General features: G+C 63.5%; 12 protein-coding genes. 7 read left to right on the forward strand and 5 right to left on the reverse strand.

Going from position 1 to position 15,705, the window contains the following annotated elements; genetic code table 11:
- Positions 1-4: 4 nt before the first annotated feature.
- The 3 genes from G4D86_RS40270 to G4D86_RS40280 all read right to left on the reverse strand — a co-directional run bounded on the left by G4D86_RS40270 (position 5) and on the right by G4D86_RS40280 (position 2,339).
- Positions 5-523 (reverse strand): peroxiredoxin family protein, encoded by a 519-nt coding sequence (locus G4D86_RS40270; RefSeq protein ID WP_163999612.1) that lies wholly within the window; start codon positions 521-523, stop codon positions 5-7.
- Positions 524-534: 11 nt separating this feature from the next.
- On the reverse strand, positions 535-1,821 hold the full coding sequence (locus G4D86_RS40275) for an amidohydrolase family protein (protein ID WP_163999734.1): 1,287 nt from the start codon (positions 1,819-1,821) through the stop codon (positions 535-537).
- A gap of 68 nt (positions 1,822-1,889) precedes the next feature.
- Positions 1,890-2,339, reverse strand: a complete 450-nt coding sequence (locus G4D86_RS40280; protein WP_163999613.1) for a hypothetical protein — start codon at positions 2,337-2,339, stop codon at positions 1,890-1,892.
- A gap of 197 nt (positions 2,340-2,536) precedes the next feature.
- On the opposite strand from G4D86_RS40280, the gene G4D86_RS40285 reads away from it, so the two are divergent.
- On the forward strand, positions 2,537-4,651 hold the full coding sequence (locus G4D86_RS40285; protein WP_205520219.1) for a serine/threonine-protein kinase: 2,115 nt from the start codon (positions 2,537-2,539) through the stop codon (positions 4,649-4,651).
- Positions 4,652-4,657: 6 nt separating this feature from the next.
- On the opposite strand, the gene G4D86_RS40290 is transcribed toward G4D86_RS40285, so the two are convergent.
- Positions 4,658-4,885 (reverse strand): hypothetical protein, encoded by a 228-nt coding sequence (locus tag G4D86_RS40290; RefSeq protein WP_163999615.1) that lies wholly within the window; start codon positions 4,883-4,885, stop codon positions 4,658-4,660.
- Between G4D86_RS40290 and G4D86_RS40295 the strand changes: the two genes are divergently transcribed.
- The 3 genes from G4D86_RS40295 to G4D86_RS40305 are packed head-to-tail and all read left to right on the forward strand — an operon-like array spanning position 4,884 to position 10,498.
- A complete protein-coding gene (locus G4D86_RS40295; protein ID WP_163999616.1) occupies positions 4,884-6,407 on the forward strand; it encodes a DNA cytosine methyltransferase in 1,524 nt (507 codons plus the stop codon). The two genes, G4D86_RS40290 and G4D86_RS40295, sit on opposite strands and share 2 nt — an antisense overlap.
- A 48-nt stretch (positions 6,408-6,455) precedes the next feature.
- Positions 6,456-9,182: an ATP-binding protein gene (locus G4D86_RS40300; protein WP_205520208.1), complete on the forward strand. Its 2,727-nt coding sequence runs from the start codon at positions 6,456-6,458 to the stop codon at positions 9,180-9,182.
- An 8-nt stretch (positions 9,183-9,190) separates the two neighbouring features.
- Positions 9,191-10,498: a hypothetical protein gene (locus G4D86_RS40305; RefSeq protein ID WP_163999617.1), complete on the forward strand. Its 1,308-nt coding sequence runs from the start codon at positions 9,191-9,193 to the stop codon at positions 10,496-10,498.
- 283 nt (positions 10,499-10,781) lie between these two features.
- Here the strand turns inward: G4D86_RS40305 and G4D86_RS40310 are convergent, their stop codons facing one another.
- Positions 10,782-11,354, reverse strand: coding sequence for a very short patch repair endonuclease (locus G4D86_RS40310; protein WP_163999618.1), 573 nt, complete (start codon positions 11,352-11,354; stop codon positions 10,782-10,784).
- Between the two features lie 186 nt (positions 11,355-11,540).
- On the opposite strand from G4D86_RS40310, the gene G4D86_RS40315 reads away from it, so the two are divergent.
- From G4D86_RS40315 to G4D86_RS40325, 3 genes are read left to right on the forward strand one after another with little or no spacing between them, the layout of a single operon-like run.
- Complete coding sequence (locus G4D86_RS40315) at positions 11,541-13,778, forward strand: hypothetical protein (RefSeq protein ID WP_163999619.1); 2,238 nt, start codon at positions 11,541-11,543, stop codon at positions 13,776-13,778.
- The gene (locus tag G4D86_RS40320) at positions 13,768-14,613 is read left to right on the forward strand and encodes a hypothetical protein (protein WP_163999620.1); all 846 of its coding nucleotides are present in this window, start codon (positions 13,768-13,770) and stop codon (positions 14,611-14,613) included. Before G4D86_RS40315 ends, G4D86_RS40320 begins: the two co-directional genes overlap by 11 nt.
- 1 nt (position 14,614) lies before the next feature.
- A complete protein-coding gene (locus G4D86_RS40325) occupies positions 14,615-15,397 on the forward strand; it encodes a DUF6339 family protein (protein WP_163999621.1) in 783 nt (260 codons plus the stop codon).
- Positions 15,398-15,705 lie beyond the last annotated feature (308 nt).

A 15,705-nucleotide genomic window follows, 5' to 3' on the forward strand; every position in this document is an offset into this window, starting at 1 on the left:
GGCCCTACTTCGTCCCGGCGTCCGGCGCCGCCGAAGGCTTGCGCAGGGGGCACGACACAATCGCTCCATTCGGGTCGATGGCGTCGCTGCCGGTCTCCACCTTCAAAATCTTCCGTCCCTCGCCAATGACGAATGTGAATCGCTTGGGCACGGAGAGCAGCGGCATCTTCACGTCATACGCCGCGACGACTTCTCCTTTCGGGTCGGGAATGAAGGGGAAGGGTGCTTTCAGCTCGGCCTTGAAGCGCGCGAGCGTCTCCGCGTCATCCATGCTGACGGCCAGGACCTGGCCGTGGAGCTTCTCGATGTCCGAGTACCTGTCCCGGTACGCCGAGAGCTCGCGGGTTCAACCACCTGTGAAGGCTTTGGGGAAGAAGGCCACGATGACGGGCCCCTGCTTCACCATCTCCGACAGGGTGTACACGTTGCCGGCCGTGTCCTTCACCGTGAAGTCCGGCGCCGTGTCACCCACCTGCGGAATAGCCCCACTGAAGAGGCCCGCGACGAGCACTGGGATGAGCATGGCGCGGAATACTACTTCGCTTCGGCCAGGCGTGCCCACACCGCGGCGGCGGCCTCGCGGGCCTGCTCCGCCACCACCGTGGGATTCACCGACAGCGGCCGGCGCGCCCACATGCGCCAGACGCCGTCCACCATGACGGCCTCCACGTGGCGGCTGCCCAGGCCGAACACCACGTGCCACGCCAGGTTCTCCGCGGTGAGCGGCGTGGCCGGCAGGTAGTCCAGGATGAGCAGGTCCGCCAGCGCGCCCTCGCGCATGGGGCCCACCGGCGTCTCGAAGAGCTGCGACACCAGCCGGTGGCCGTTGGCGAGGTAGCGCAGCACGTCGATGGGCTGCCCCGCCTCGCGCGAGCGCAGGTACGCCGCCTGCGCCTCCGCGAAGAGGTCCGCGGACACGGCGTCCACGCCCAGCGTGGCGCGGTGGCCGAACTTCAGCGCGGGCGCGTAGCCTACCTCCAGCCCCTGGTTGGAGCGCGGCGTGTGGACAATCCACGCGCCGGTGGCAATCACCTGCGCCAGGTCCGCCCACTCCAGGTGGCCCACGTGCGCCAGTTGGCTCTTCGGGGACAGCAGGCCCGCCTCCAGCAGCCGGGCCACGGGCGAGGCGCCGTAGCGCTCCGTGGAGAGGCGCTCGTCCAGCGGGTCCTCGGCGAGCGGCAGGTGCAGCCCGGCGTTGCCCAGCGTCTTCAGCGCCTCGGCTAGGCCTTGCAGGCCGTCCGGCCCCAGCGTGAAGCAGGGCCCCGCGCCCACCTGCCCGCGGAAGCGGCCCTTGGCCTTCTTCGCGAAGGAGACTGTCTCTTCCAGGCCCTCCTCGCGGCCCAAAGCGCCCAGCCGGTCCGACACCGCGTAGGACAGCACGCCGCGCACGCCCACTTCATGGAGCCCGCGCGCCAGCCGCACCAGCGAGCCCGACACGGCCTTGGGCGAGGAGTGCAAGTCACAGACGGTGGTGGTGCCGCACTGGAGGGCCTCCAGCCCGCCCGCGGTTCCGGCCACCTGCACCGCGTCCAAATCCAGCGCGCTCTCGTAGGGCCAGAGCACCTTCTCGAGGAGGTCCTGGTACGTCTCCAGCGTGGGGTGCGGCATGCCGCGGCCGAGCACCGCGTGCAGGCGGTGGTGCGCGCTGACGAGCCCCGGGAAGACGAGCTTGCCGGAGAGGGCCACGACTTCGTCGTCAGGAGCGGGCGTGAGGTCCGGCCCGCGAGCGACGATGCGCTCTCCTTCGATTCTCAGGTCCACGCGCTCGACGTGCGCGGGTTCCAGCTCGACGACGTAACCACCCTTGAGGACGGTGCCCAACATCCCTCCGGTCGCAGCGTGTGCGTGTCAGGGGCCCTCCTCCCGTGGGCCAGGAAACGGGCCAGAGGTTAGCACTCCCGTCCAATTGCGCGAGCCAGCAGGTAGAGCACCCACACCCCACGTAATGACCACAACACTGTGCGCAGCCAGTTGGAGGAGACCAGCCGGCGGTGCGCCTCCGGGTCGAAGCCGCCCCGGAGCGCCTCATGCTTCGGCACCTGGAGGAAGAAGGTGGACCCCCAGATGGCGAGAACGGCCACGAGCCCCGCCCACGCCATCCACGCGGGCACGCCCGGCGGCAGGGGCCGGAAGACGAGCCACACGGCGGTCGCCAGCTCGACGAGCATGGGGCCGCCCACCACCCAGGTGATTCGCCGGGCGTGCTCTACGGCATAGGTAGGGAAGCTGGCGGCGCCCACCCGGGCGAAGAGCGGGTAATGCACCCCCTGGATGACGGCGATGACGCCCACCATGAAGAGGGTGGACGCCGCGTGCGAGAGCCACAGCAGCCTGTCCATGCCCGCCTCCTCTCCACGACACCGAACCTCCCAGGGTGGGCTTCAGTCGGGAGCAGGGCAAGTTTCCACGAGAAGTCCCGTACGGGAATGTCGTGAAGGCCGGGCGAGCGGCCAGCGTGCGCGACAGGAGCAGGACGCGGGTGGGTTCCTACACATAGACTGCCACCACCTTGGAGCCGGAGCAGAACCCCTACTGGATGGGCCGCTACCGACTGTCCGCGCGCATCGCGACAGGCGGCATGGCGGAGGTGTATCTCGGGCGGCGCATCGACGAGGACGGGACGCGCGGGCCGGCGGTGGCCGTGAAGCGGCTGATGCCGCACCTGGCCTCGGACCGACGCGTCGTGCAGATGTTCCTCAACGAGGCGCGCATCACCGCGCAGGTGCGGCACCCCAACGTCGTCACGATTCTGGAACTCGGGATGGAGGGCACCGAGCCCTTCATCGCCATGGAGCTTCTGGAGGGGCGCTCGTTCGCGGAGCTGCGCCAGGAGGCCGCGGAGCACGGCCAGCGCGTGCCGCTGGGAATCACGTTGCGCGTGCTGGTGGATGCGTGCCGCGGGCTGGACGCCGCGCACCGCGTCGTGGACGAGGCGGGCCGGCCGCTGCGCATCGTCCACCGCGACTTCACGCCGGACAACATCCACGTGGGCGTCAACGGCGCGGTGAAGGTCATCGACTTCGGCATCGCCAAGGCGGACGCGCTCGGCAGTGGCACGGAGCCCGGCGTGCTGAAGGGGAAGTTCTTCTACATGTCGCCGGAGATGATCGCCGGCAAGCAGGTGGACCACCGCGCGGACCTGTTCGCCGCGGGCGTCATGCTCTACGAGCAGCTCTGCGGCCGGCGCCCCTTCACGGGCCTGACGGCGGAGGAGGTGCTGGGGCGCATCGCGGAAGGGCGCCCGAAGCCGCCCACCGCCTTCGACCCGTCCGTGCCCGCGGCGCTGGAGTTGGTGTGCCTCACCGCGCTGGCGAGGGACCCGGCCGCGCGCTTCGACAGCCTCGAGTCCTTCATCGACGCGATGGAGGCCATTGGCGGCGCGGCGGAGGTGGCCACACACGAGCAGCTCGCCGCGTACGTGGACACCCTCTTCCCGCCCGACAGCGACTCGAAGCGGCAGGCCCTGCGCCGTGCCCGGCTCGCGGACCCGTCGCATGGGGGCACGCCTCCGGGCATCAAGCGGCCGCAGTCCTGGCTGGGAGACCCGGCGCCCGGCTCCGAGCAGGGAGCGCCCGCGCACGGGGCGGGTGAGCTGGCACCGCCGCTGCCGCAGCAGGGCACGCCGGGCGCGAATGCCAGCCCGGCGCCAACGGGCGTGTCGCGGGCGGCGCCCGATTCCCATGTGACGAAGGGAGCCTCCACCGGCCGGAAGCCCTCGCGGTGGGGCGCCATCCTCGCGGCGGTGCTGGTGCTGGGCGGGCTCGGCGGCGGTGCGGCGTGGTACCGCATGCGCCCGACGCTGCCTCCCGCCGAGCGGCTGGCGAAGGCCGAGGCCGCCTCCACCCCTGAGGCGAAGGTGTCCGCGCTGGACGGGCTGGGCGCGGACGCGCGCGCGACAGCCGCGGAGCTGGCGCGGGCCGGCGCCGTGCTGATGGCGGCGGGGGCCCCTGCGAAGGCGCTGGAGCTCTCGGAGGTCTACACCACCCGCTTCCCGAAGGACGTGGAGGCGCACCTGCTCGAAGCGCGCGCCGCCACGGAGCTGCTCCTGGGCAAGCGGGCCGAGCGCGCCATCGACGATGCCACCGCGCTGGCGCCGAAGGACCTCCGTCCCCTGCTCGCGCTGGCGGAGCTGCGCGAGCGACAGGGCGACGTGCCGGGAGCCCTGGCCGCGCTGGCGAAGGCGTACGCGCTGAAGCCGCGCTCCGCCGAGGTGACGCCGCGCTACGGGCGCCTCCTCTCCCAGAGCGGACGGCTGGACGAGGCCGCCACCGTGCTGGCCGCGTGGACGCGCGAGAATGACGACGACGCGCGGTGCATCGCCGAGCTGGGCTTCGTGCGCTTCCGCCAGCAGCGCGTGGACGAGGCCGCCAGCCTCCTCAAGCGCGCCATTCGCAAGGACGCGCGGCTGTCCGTGGCGCACTACTACCTGGGCACCGTCCTCTTCCGTCAGGGAGACACCTCGGGCGCCGAGCGCGCCTACCAGGAGGCGGACCGGCTGGCGCCGGAGGACCCGCGCGCCCTCACCGCCCGCTGCCAGCTCCACGCCCACACGGGCAACGCGGCCGCAGTGGACGAGGTGAAGCGCGCGCTGGCGGAGCGCTTCCCCGAGCGCGCGAGTGTCCTCGCGACGGAGTGCTCGACGGGGAAGTGAGCGCGGCTACCCGCCCCCGGGCCGCACGACGATGGGCTCCACGACTTCCACCACCAGGGCCCCGGGCGGCACGCCTTGCCGCTCCGCGCACTCGCGGACCGCGCCCCTGTCGGAGGCAGCGCTGACTCCCACGACGCCGCGGCTGCGTAGCTCGCCCGCGTCCAGGGTGGAGAGGCTTGAGGCCACCGCGCTCCCCATGCCCCCCATCACCGGGATATAAGCCCCGACCGACATGGCATCGGGATTCAGGGACAAGTGGGCGAGAGTTAGAGAGGGGAAAGCCCCTAGAGTGCTGGATCTCTTCTCCGGGTGTGGGGGACTCACACTCGGATTCGTTAGCGCGGGCTGCGCCAGCATTGGAGGCATCGAAATCGACAGGGACGCCTCCCGCTCCCATGCGCTGAACTTTCACCCCCAGAAGGACGGCTCTCCCGACGAACGGCACGCCTGGCCCAAGGACATCCTCAAGCTGCCCCCTCGCGAGCTTCTCAAGGAACTTGAGGCCCGCTCAGCGGAGAAGGGCGTCGACCTCATTGTTGGTGGTCCCCCGTGCCCTGCCTACACACGGGTAGGCCGAGCCAAGCTACGCGAGGTGTACCGGGACCCGCGGGCGTTCAAGAACGATCCCCGGGCCACCCTGTACGTCCAGTACCTTGAGTACGTCCGAGCCCTCAAGCCGCTGGCCTTGGTGATGGAGAACGTCCCGGAGATCCTCAACTGGGGTGGACACAACCTGGGTGAGGAGATCTGCGAGTCACTGGAGGATATGGGGTATCGGTGCGCCTATACCCTCCTGAACGCTGCCAACCATGGCGTGCCGCAGATGCGGGAGCGATTCTTCTTGATGGCCATCCATCACACGGTCGGCGGAGAACCTGCTTTCCCGAAGCCGACGCGCAAGGTGCTCTTCCCTCCGGGCTACAAAGGCACTCGCAACTTCGCACTGCACAATGTTCTGCGGGACGGGCAGGGGAAGGAAGGTTCCAGGTACGTACATCCTCCCGTACCAGACGAGGATGCTCCTCCTCCGGTGACAGCGCAGCAGGCGCTGGCAGACCTTCCTCCACTCTTGGACCACACCCGTGGACTGGATCGGCGTGGCCCCCGCAGCCTTGATGGGGATCTGTCGTACGGAGAAACACCACCCAGTGACTATGCGCTCTTCATGCGCAGATGGCCGCGATTCTCCTCCGATAGCCGGTTGAGGGACCACGTCACGCGCTGCCTGACCGAAAGGGACTATCGCCTCTTCGCCAAGATGGCCCCTGGAGACGACTACCCCAAGGCGCATGCTCTCGCGACTTCGCTGTTCGACAAGGAAGTGGAGAGGCTCCGAAGAGCTGAATCCTCTCCCTGTGAGGGAACGCGCGAATACGAGCAACTGCGCGCCAGCTTCATTCCGCCCTATAATCCAGGAAAGTTCCCCAACAAGTGGCGCAAGATGGAATCCGATGCACCTGCGCGGACCCTGATGGCCCATCTTGGCAAGGACACGTACAGTCATATCCACTACGACTCAGAGCAGAAGCGTGTAATTTCGGTCAGGGAAGCAGCGCGGCTCCAGTCCTTCCCGGACGGCTTCCGCTTCTCGGGGAAGATGAATGCTGCCTTCAGGCAGGTTGGCAACAGCGTCCCCCCGCTCCTGGCATGGGCCATCGCAGATGACCTGCTTCGCTGCCTGGGAGCTGCTGGCAGGGTTCCCTTTCGGGATCCGTCGCATGCGCTCGGTACATCAGTACCGGCCAGGGTCGCCTGAGCCAAGCGGTGCCGATCGCTAAACATTGCAGGGCCAGAGGTGGTGTTCATGAAGCCCGAGCCTGAAAGACGCTTCTTCGTCTTGAGAGAGTTGCAGTCATCCGAACTCGGATGGTTCGCTGAAGTCAGGCGCCAAAGGCGTGAAACAGCGCGGCAGCGCGGCATCAACTTCAACTCCAGCGTCATCCGCAAACTCTTCCCAGAGGGCATTCCAGGCGAGAGCATCGCCGTTATCTCCCGGCGTAACTCTGACGGGATAGTGACCCAACGACCTCTGAAACTCCAGCAGAAGAACTGGCGGCTTGTTGGAGATCAGGTTGAAGGCGAGAGACTGGGCTCCGTATATGCGGGAGACTACTTATGGGCTCTCATTGCCGTCGGCTCAAGCTCGACAGTGGAAATGACCTGGGACGTCGTCAGCCGCCAGCAGGAGCCTGAAAAGCACGAGGCCCTGCGCAAGCTCTGTGCGACCGAGCTCCCCCAGCGAATGGAAGCGTGGGAGGCATCCCACCCGCTGGCGCTACAACTCCAGGAGGCCGTCGGCTTTTCTGAGAGGAGCAATAGCCTCCGCACAGAGCGCACCTATGACGCGACTCCATTGGAGGTGCCTGCCGCTGCGGATGATCGCCGGGGAGTCAAGAAGAGCATACGACAGGCATTCAAGCCGCGTGCACGGCTTCTGCAACTGCTAGGCGATCAACTCATAGGGTCGCCACGACTCGCAGTGTTCGAGTTGGTGAAGAATGCATATGATGCAGATGCCAGTTCTGTAAAGATATCGCTCTCCGGCTTGGGTACCGACGAAGGGACCATCACGGTCAGCGACGACGGGCATGGCATGTCGCTGCAAATCATCCGGGACGTCTGGCTCGTCCCGGGCGACGACTATCGCGAACAGCAACGTGCCCAACAGATCCGAAGCCGGAAACACAAGCGGCTACCACTTGGTGAAAAGGGGGTCGGCCGCTTCGCGGTGCACAAGCTTGGCGACCAGATTCTGCTGACGACACGCGCCAGAAAACAGAAGGAATGCGCCGTTAGCATTGATTGGCGCGAATTGCTCAAGAGCCATTTCCTGGACCAGGCGCGAGTCAAGGTCACCGAGCGCAAAGCCCGCATCTTCAAAGCTCCCGCGACCGGGACGCTGATTCAGATCTCCGCGCTCAGGGAGTCAACCTGGACGAGAAGAGATGTTCGCGAACTTCATCGCCAAGTCACATCCATATCATCCCCGTTCGGGAGACATTCCGACAAGTTCCGGGTCAGTCTTGAGGTACCTGATCATCCGGAATGGATCGCTAATCTCCCGGATGCCGAGTTGTTGCTGCGGAGAGCGCCATGGCGGTTCAAGTTCAAGTTCGACGGCGGAAAGCTCTCCTACTCGTACAACTTCCGCGGGGTGCCTGGAATCAAGGTGGCCGCGCGCAAGCTGAAGCAGTCACAACCGTTGCAGATCCTTGCTGATCTCGAACCTGACGATCTGGATCCAACGGAGGGGCCTCGCCGGAAGAAGCAGGTGAAGCTAGTTGCCGACAAGGACACCATTGAAGGCATCGGACCTGTCGAAGGCGAGTTCTACGTTTTTGATCGTGACCGCGACGTGCTGTCCGGGCTCGCCGATTCACGCTTGATCGAGCGATATCTCGACCAGAATGGTGGCGTACGCGTCTACCGCGACGGGATCCGGGTCTACAACTACGGTGAGAACGGGGACGACTGGCTTGGCCTTGACCTGCGGCGGGTCAACACGCCAACCCGGAACATCAGTCGCAACATCATTGTTGGTGTCGTGGATCTGAATCTAGAAGCAAGCCCGGACCTTCGCGAAAAGACGAATCGGGAAGGATTCGTCGAGAACGAGGCCTATTCAAGACTCAGGCAGGTTGTCCTAGGAGCACTCTCTGTGTTCGAGGTTGAACGCAGGCTGGACAAGCAGCGCCTCCGAGAAGCCACTGGCAAGCCTACCGATTCGCCCAAGGGAGTGGAAACCCCGGTAGCTGAGATTCGCAGAATCGCCAAGCAGCACGGCATCGGTGACCAGATAGAGCACGCCTTGACTCGCATTGAGTCAGACTACAATACCTTGCGCGACAACTTCTTGAGGGCGGGGCTCTCGCAGGTGGGCCTTGCAGTTGTCTTCCATGAGATCGAACGTGGTGTAGCAGTCCTGCACAAGTCCATCCAGGGCGGTCAGAGCATAGATCTGCTCAAGGCCCAGACAGGTCAACTCCAGCGCATTCTCGAGACTTCAACCCAGTTGTTGAAAAAGGCGGACAAGAAACAGAACTCGCTCCGCCACTTGATAAAGACTGCTCGTGACCTGAACCAAGTGCGCTTCCGCCTCCATCAGGTGCGGCTTGTGTGTCCCGCGCTAGAGGAAGGGACTCCGGATGCCGAGGCCATATTTGCTTTCTCATTGGCCCTGGGCGCGTTGACCAATCTGGTCGACAACGCCATCCATTGGATGCGTGTGGCGCGTCCGGATGATGCGCCAGAAGCCGAGGCTCGCCGCCTCTTCATCGACATCGTACCCGACTTTCCGGATGGCCCGGCAGTGGTCATCGCCGACAATGGGACCGGCTTCAGTGATGATCCCCAGCAACTACTCCAACCTTTTTTCAGTCGAAGGCCCGACGGAATGGGGCTTGGCTTGTATTATGCCAATCTGGTGATGCAACTAAATGAAGGTCTCCTCATGTTTCCCGGGCCGGACGAGTTCGAGATCCCCCCCGGATTCAACGGCGCCGTCATTGCTCTCGTCTTCAAGAAAGATTGACATCCTCCATGTTCACTCCTGGGCGCTACATCGTCGTTGATGACTTGATCGAGGATCTCAAACCACTCGTTGATGCCCTGAATCAAATCGGCGCGCCGTGCCTGGGCATCCATTACGACGTGGCGAGGCCACTTGAACCAAAGTTCTTCGCTGGCGTCCGGATCCTCTTCTTCGATCTCCATCTCGTGCCCGGGCAAGGCACTACGCCGCATGCGCGATATGGCCATATCGTCCAGATACTGGAGCAATGCATCAATCCGTTGGGCGGGCCCTATATCATGGTGCTCTGGACTTCGCATGTGGAGGAGCAAGACAACTTCGCCGCGTATGTCGAGAAAGCGCTAGATGCCAGCCTTCGCCCGCTAACCATCCTGGGACTCGACAAGAACAAGTACAGGGCCGTCAACGGAGGCTTCGCTGGCCACATGCTGCGGACTGATATCGAGCAGACTATCGCCCGCCATGTCCAACTCCAGGCATTGCTGTCCTGGGAAGCAGACGTGCTTGCCGCTGCTGGTGCGACGCTTGCCACGCTCGGCGATCTGGTTCCCAAGAGCGATCGGTCGTTGGAGAAGTATCCTCAGGCGCTTGATGGAATCCTGAGCCGTCTTGCTGTTGCTGCAGCGGGACAGCAAAACGTGGCCAAGGACGTTCGAGGAGCAGTCAACTCGGCGCTCGCGCCTGTTCTCCTCGACCAGATCTTGAACCAGCAGGTCAACAAGAACGCCAGCGACCTTTGGACAAGAGCTGTCACTCAGCTCGACCAACGCTCGAAAATGGATCCGCAGCAGTCAGGACGCATGAATCGCATGCTGCACCTTGCCATGCCTCCGCCAGAGGGAATAAGGCCTACTGCCTGGGGGGCGGTTGTAAAGCTGTCCGAGACTGCGGCTGGGGATGAGGCGATGAAGCGGCGCTTCGGATTGAGAAAAGTGGAAGTCCTCAAGGAGTTCCGGCTCCAAGAGGCTGATCCCGCCAGCTGCACACCCTTCCTGCTGCGAATCGGGGCAGTATGCGACTATGCCCAGAGCAAAATCGGTCCAATCCCCTACGTGCTTGGGTTCATCGTCCCGAAGTCCGTCAAGCGTAGCGGAAAAGCCCCTGATGCGGAGTTCGACAGGAACAATCCGTTCTTCGAATTGCTCGACCAGCAAGAGCCAGTCCAGCTGGTGGTCAACGCTCGATTTCAGGTGAGTCTCGTTCAAGAGGACGTTGAAGGCTGGGAGGTGCTGTTCCGCATCCGTGAGCAGTTCCTCACCATGGTGGTGGCGCACATATCCGCATACGTAACGCGCCCAGGCATCCTGAGTCTTTGAACAGTGGCACCTTCCTCTGGCGGAGGAGAAGGTGAACCGGAGGAGGACTCGCCGCCGAGGCAGCAGCCAGGGCGGAGCCGAAGAGGGACCAGACGCTGCGAGTGAATTGGGCCGGGCTGCCCCGCAGCAGCTCCGCACTGGATACGTTCGCGTGCGTCAGTTAAGAGGAGCAGGAACAGGGAGCTAGCGTGCAGGATGACCCTGGTGGGGTGCGCGCGACTCCGGAGCACATGAAAACCCAGGTGGCTGGGGCATATAGGCCATGCTCCCCAGGGTCGCCCACTTACGAGCGCCCCTGGGCCCGCATCACAGACCGCCGCCACTTGCGTGTGCTCCGCTGCGCAACCACGGAATTGCGCGTCAGAGGGTTCCTCAGATCCTCCATCCAGCGCTGCTCCATATCTCCCTCGCCAGGGAGCGCATCGACCTGTACGACCCTCCACGAGGTGGACGGGTTCCACTGCGGGCCTTGTAGGGCAGCGCGGACGCTGTCGATGACTTCGGGCAGTGAGTCGAAGACTTCATGTTCCCAGAAGCGGCAGATGCGCCAGCCCTCGGCTTCGAGCTGGAGCGTCTGCCGCCGGTCCCGTCCAACGTTCTCCAGCAACTTTGCCGACCAGAAGTCATTACGCGTCCGCGGACGGACATAGTGCTCGGGGCACCCGTGCCAAAAGCACCCGTCGATGAAGATGGCCACGCGTGCCTTGGAGAAGACTACGTCGGGCCGGCCGTGAGGCGTCTTCGACTGCAGTCGAAAACGCAACCCCGCTCTCCACAGGGCCGAACGCAGCAGCAGTTCGGGAGAGGTGTCCTTCCCACGGATTCTCGACATCTGCTCGGAACGAGTAAGCGCCATACACTCCCAAACCTTGAGACACCGTTCGGCAGGCCGACTGGGTCATCGGTCGCCCAACTTCGAAGGTAAATGGCCTCGGAGCCAACCTATTGCATCAGAAGGCAATTTCGGCAACTGCTATAGTGTAAGCCCGGTGACATTGAGCGGGCGTGCAGTCGGGCGGGAACCTCCTTTCACAGGCAACCGATGACAGATACAAAATGGTTCTTCCCCTCCACTCAAGGTGGGGAAGAGAGCGGGCTCAACGAGGCAGGCATCGAGTTCTTCAGGCACTCCGGTGCGCTTGCGCGCGAAACGCTCCAGAACAGCGGTGACGCATGGGATGGAGGTAGCCACCCTGTAACGGTCACCTTCGAGTTGCTCGAACTGCCCATCGAGCAATTCCCAGGGTCCGACCGCCTGCGTGAGATCATCCAAGCATGCCGCACCTACGTGCTGGCACCCTTCAAGGACGACTCCCAACAGATTGAAAATGGTCGCGAGTTCTTCGATGAGGCGCTCAAGCTTCTTTCCGGGAAGCACATTCCTGTGTTGCGCATCCGCGACGAGAATACGACCGGCCTGGAGGGAGACGAGCACGAGGAAGACAAAGCTTGGTTCCGCCTCATCAAGAAGCAAGGCAGCGCCGCCATGCATGGTGCGGGTGGTGGCACCTATGGCATCGGACAACGCGCTCCATTCGCATTCTCGCGCCTTCGTACAGTGTTCTACTCCACTAGAACGCGTACTGGGCAGAGTGCATTTATCGGCAAGACGATCCTCAGTTCATTTCGTGAAAGCAACGAGGTCTTCCGTCCCATTGGATTCTGGGGAACGGAAGTGCAGAAGGGGCGAGGCGTCAATGCCGTACGCTCTGCGGAGAAGATTCCCGAGCCGTTCCGTCGCACTGCTGTCGGCACGGACCTCTACCTCATGGGCTTCAATTCAGATGGGTGGCGAACCCGGGTGGTGGACTCCGTATTGCGGAACTTCTTCGCAGCCATCCATAACCGACGACTGGTTGTCCGGCTTGTTGGAGGAGGAACCCCAATCGAAATCAGTGCGGGAACAATCGAGCAGGTGGTCGAGGCGCGGCTGAAGGAAGCCCTTCAGATTGCCGGGACACGCAAAGGAGCACAGAAAGAGGTCCGCGACACACTTGGGGTCACACGCTACTATCTGAAGGCACTTGCCAATCCGGTCAAAGGGAAGCCTTTCGAGCTCACGCATCCCAAGCTGGGCCGTATGGAGTTGTATGTCGCCCTGGATGATGAAGCGCCAGCGCGCACCGCGTTCATGCGCAAGCCGCGCATCCTCGTCTACGAACGAACGAGGAATCTGCTCGAGGGCTATGCCGCCGTCTTACTGTGCGAAGACCCGATGGGAAACAGCCTGCTCGCTCGGATGGAAGACCCCGCGCACTCAGAGTGGGATAGCGAGCGCCTGAAAGGTGGCGACCGCATCCTCTCCGACATCAATGCATTCATCCGGGACTCCTTGAAGGAGTTAGCCGAGAAGGACCCCGAGGTTCCGCAAGACCTTCCCGACCTTGGCCGCTACCTGCCCGAGGACAACACTATCCGGCCTGGTTCTCGCCAGAAGGGCTCGCGTGTTCGCACCGACCGCGTCACCGAAGCGGAAACTGCCCGACGCCAGCAACCCACGGGAACGAAGCGCGCGACCAAGAACAGCAAGCCACCAGCTGGTCCGCAGGTGGTACTCCTGCCGATCGATTCGGCAGACCAGGGAGAAAACGACGGTATTTCGGCCTCGCCATCTGGTGAACTGGTAGGGGCAGAGAAGTCCGGAGTTCCGCTGGGGAGTTCCTCCCGGAACGGCTCGAAGCAGCCTGAAGACAGTATGAACACGGCAGGAATCGGGAACACCGGCCAAGAAGGCCCGGGAGCGCAGCTCGGTACACTCGGCACACATACATCCGGTCCAGGGGACCGGCAGGGTTCCCGCGGAGGACCAGGTCCGTTTGGCCCAGAGGGCACAGGTTCGGTCGAATGGCAGGGAACGGTTTCAGGAAGCGCGCCTTCCTCTGGGGAGGGTGGCAGTCCCGCAGATCAGGTGTACGGGAATGACTCCACGACAGCCTCCGTGTCGACTTCGGCGAGCAGCACTGAGGGTCGCCGAGCACTGTCGCCCTCGCGTGTATCTTTCCGCGCGTGGTTCTCACCGGAGGACCGAACGACGCACCTCCTCTTGCGCTCAACTCGCCGGGGCCGTGCGACATTCAAGCTGACTGCCTCTGGTGAGGACTCTGATTACGAACTGCAGATTGCATCCGCACACGACGTGAGTACAGGGGCGGCACTCAAGTGCACGGGTAACCGCATCCTCGATGTCGTCCTTGAAGCGGGCCAGAGACGCGAGTTGCGGCTCGACCTGCGCCCCGCTCGTCGTGTCGCACTCTCAATAGAGGTGGACCATGGCGCGTAGTCTGCGGAGCATCTCCTTTCCTCATCCGGTCGTAGGCGTTGGGGACGATGTTGCTGGAACCCTGAACTGCAACGCCCCCGAGCTTGACTTCGGCGTCGACAACACGACCCTGAGTATCGATGGCCTTGAGGTAACGGACCCGACCATTGCCGTACTCATCCAGCAGCGGGAGGCCGCCTTCACTATTCGCGTCACCTGCGGAGCCACTTACTACCGAGAGACCTTCCACACCCACGATGCGCAGTTACAGCACGTCCTCCCATCCGCGAAATTGGTCGGTGAAGTAAAGCTCCAGGTTCGCGTGTGCACGATGAGGCGGATCGATGACTATCGCCCCGCCGGACTGCACCCGGATTACGAGGGGCGATCCTTCACAGTGCAGGCGGGAGATGTGCTCGCAGTCGGGGACGACTTCACTGTGCACGCGGTGAAGCAGTTCGACCCTCTCGCGACGGACATCCCTTCCATCATGCGCATTGTCCGAGGCAGTCACCTGAAGGGGCCCTTCAAGGTGAACTTCTTCTTGGATCAGATCGTCATCGCCCTATCGCACGAGGACCACGCCCGCTACGGATTGGCTTGCCATATAGCCCCCGGAGTCATCCACGCGTCCATCGTTCTTCCGGTGCTGTGCGAGGCGATCTGGCTGGTTCAGAGAGGAGCCAAGGAGGATGACATGTTAGCCGAGGCGCAGTGGTTCAGGCGGTTGAAGGACATGTTGGAGACAAGGGGCATCGACGAAAGCGGAAGTTCCCTGGATGCCGCCCAGAAACTGCTTGATGCGCCGCTCACCCGGGCGTTCGCCGACACTCTCAAAGGTCGCGAGGAAGACTGAGATGCCACGTATCTATGTGCTTCGTGAGGATGCACTCAAGGAACTGGAGAACCGTGTGCTCATCGGCGAGGGCATTACGAGGTATCTGCAGCCCGGTCCTTTTGAGTTCGCTCCCGGGCAGTTGCTGGAATTCCCACACGAGCCTGCACACGACGCACCGTCCCTCACGATGGGGGACTCCCGTCGGGAACGAGCCTCCACAGACTTTGAGAATGCACTCAAGATCTATGAATGGCTTGGGCCCCTGACAGAAACAGAGGCTCGTGACCCACGTTTATGGGCGTGGCTGGCCCATGCGCCGTTTGCGGACTACACGCGCTCACGCTGGCCGATTCCTACCGACGCCAAGAAGACCCGCGAGTCCATCCGCGATCATTGGTTCGTATATCACGAGGGCCGAGCGTCGCTGCGCCGCCACTCTATTGCACGCCTCTGGTGGGCGGTCCACCTGACGCGCACGCCCTGGGAGAACGATGATGCGCTTTCACCTCTGCGCAACGAAGACCCCTACACATACACCCGACTGCTCCTCGGTAACCAAGAGGTCTTCTTCCATACGCTTGAACGTGAGTTCGGAAGCAACAGGCGAATTCTCATCGCGATGCTTGAAGTGATTTACCGCCTTCGTTCGCGCCGCAAGCCCACTCCTCTCGTCAAATGGTTGGCGAAGGAGGTCAACCTAGCCTGTCGATACCGTGAACTTGACCTCCTCCCCATCGGTGAACTCATCGAGTTCATGGAGTCGCTCGCAGCGTTGGAGGTTGAGAATTCTGGGGGAATCTGAATGGAGCACCTGCGACGGCGGCACGGCTCCCAAATTCGAGTCTCACAAATTTGAGCGGCTGCAAAGCATGCAGTCGGCACGCGGTGGGCCCATGCGCAGCGGCGCCTCTCCTACGGTTTCGAAACAGCCCGAGATAGGAGGACCGCTGGTTCAGAAGGCCAGGGCGCTATCAGCCGCCACCCCAAGGATGGGATGACCAAGCTGCGGCCGGTGAAGCCCCCATTACCGATACCAAGAAGCAACCCTGAGGGAGCCTCCCGCTGAACACAGGTCGAGTATTAAACCATGGGGCTGGTGCAGCACAGGGC

The sequence above is a fragment of the Pyxidicoccus caerfyrddinensis genome, assembly GCF_010894405.1.
Taxonomy (GTDB): Bacteria; Myxococcota; Myxococcia; order Myxococcales; family Myxococcaceae; genus Myxococcus; species Myxococcus caerfyrddinensis.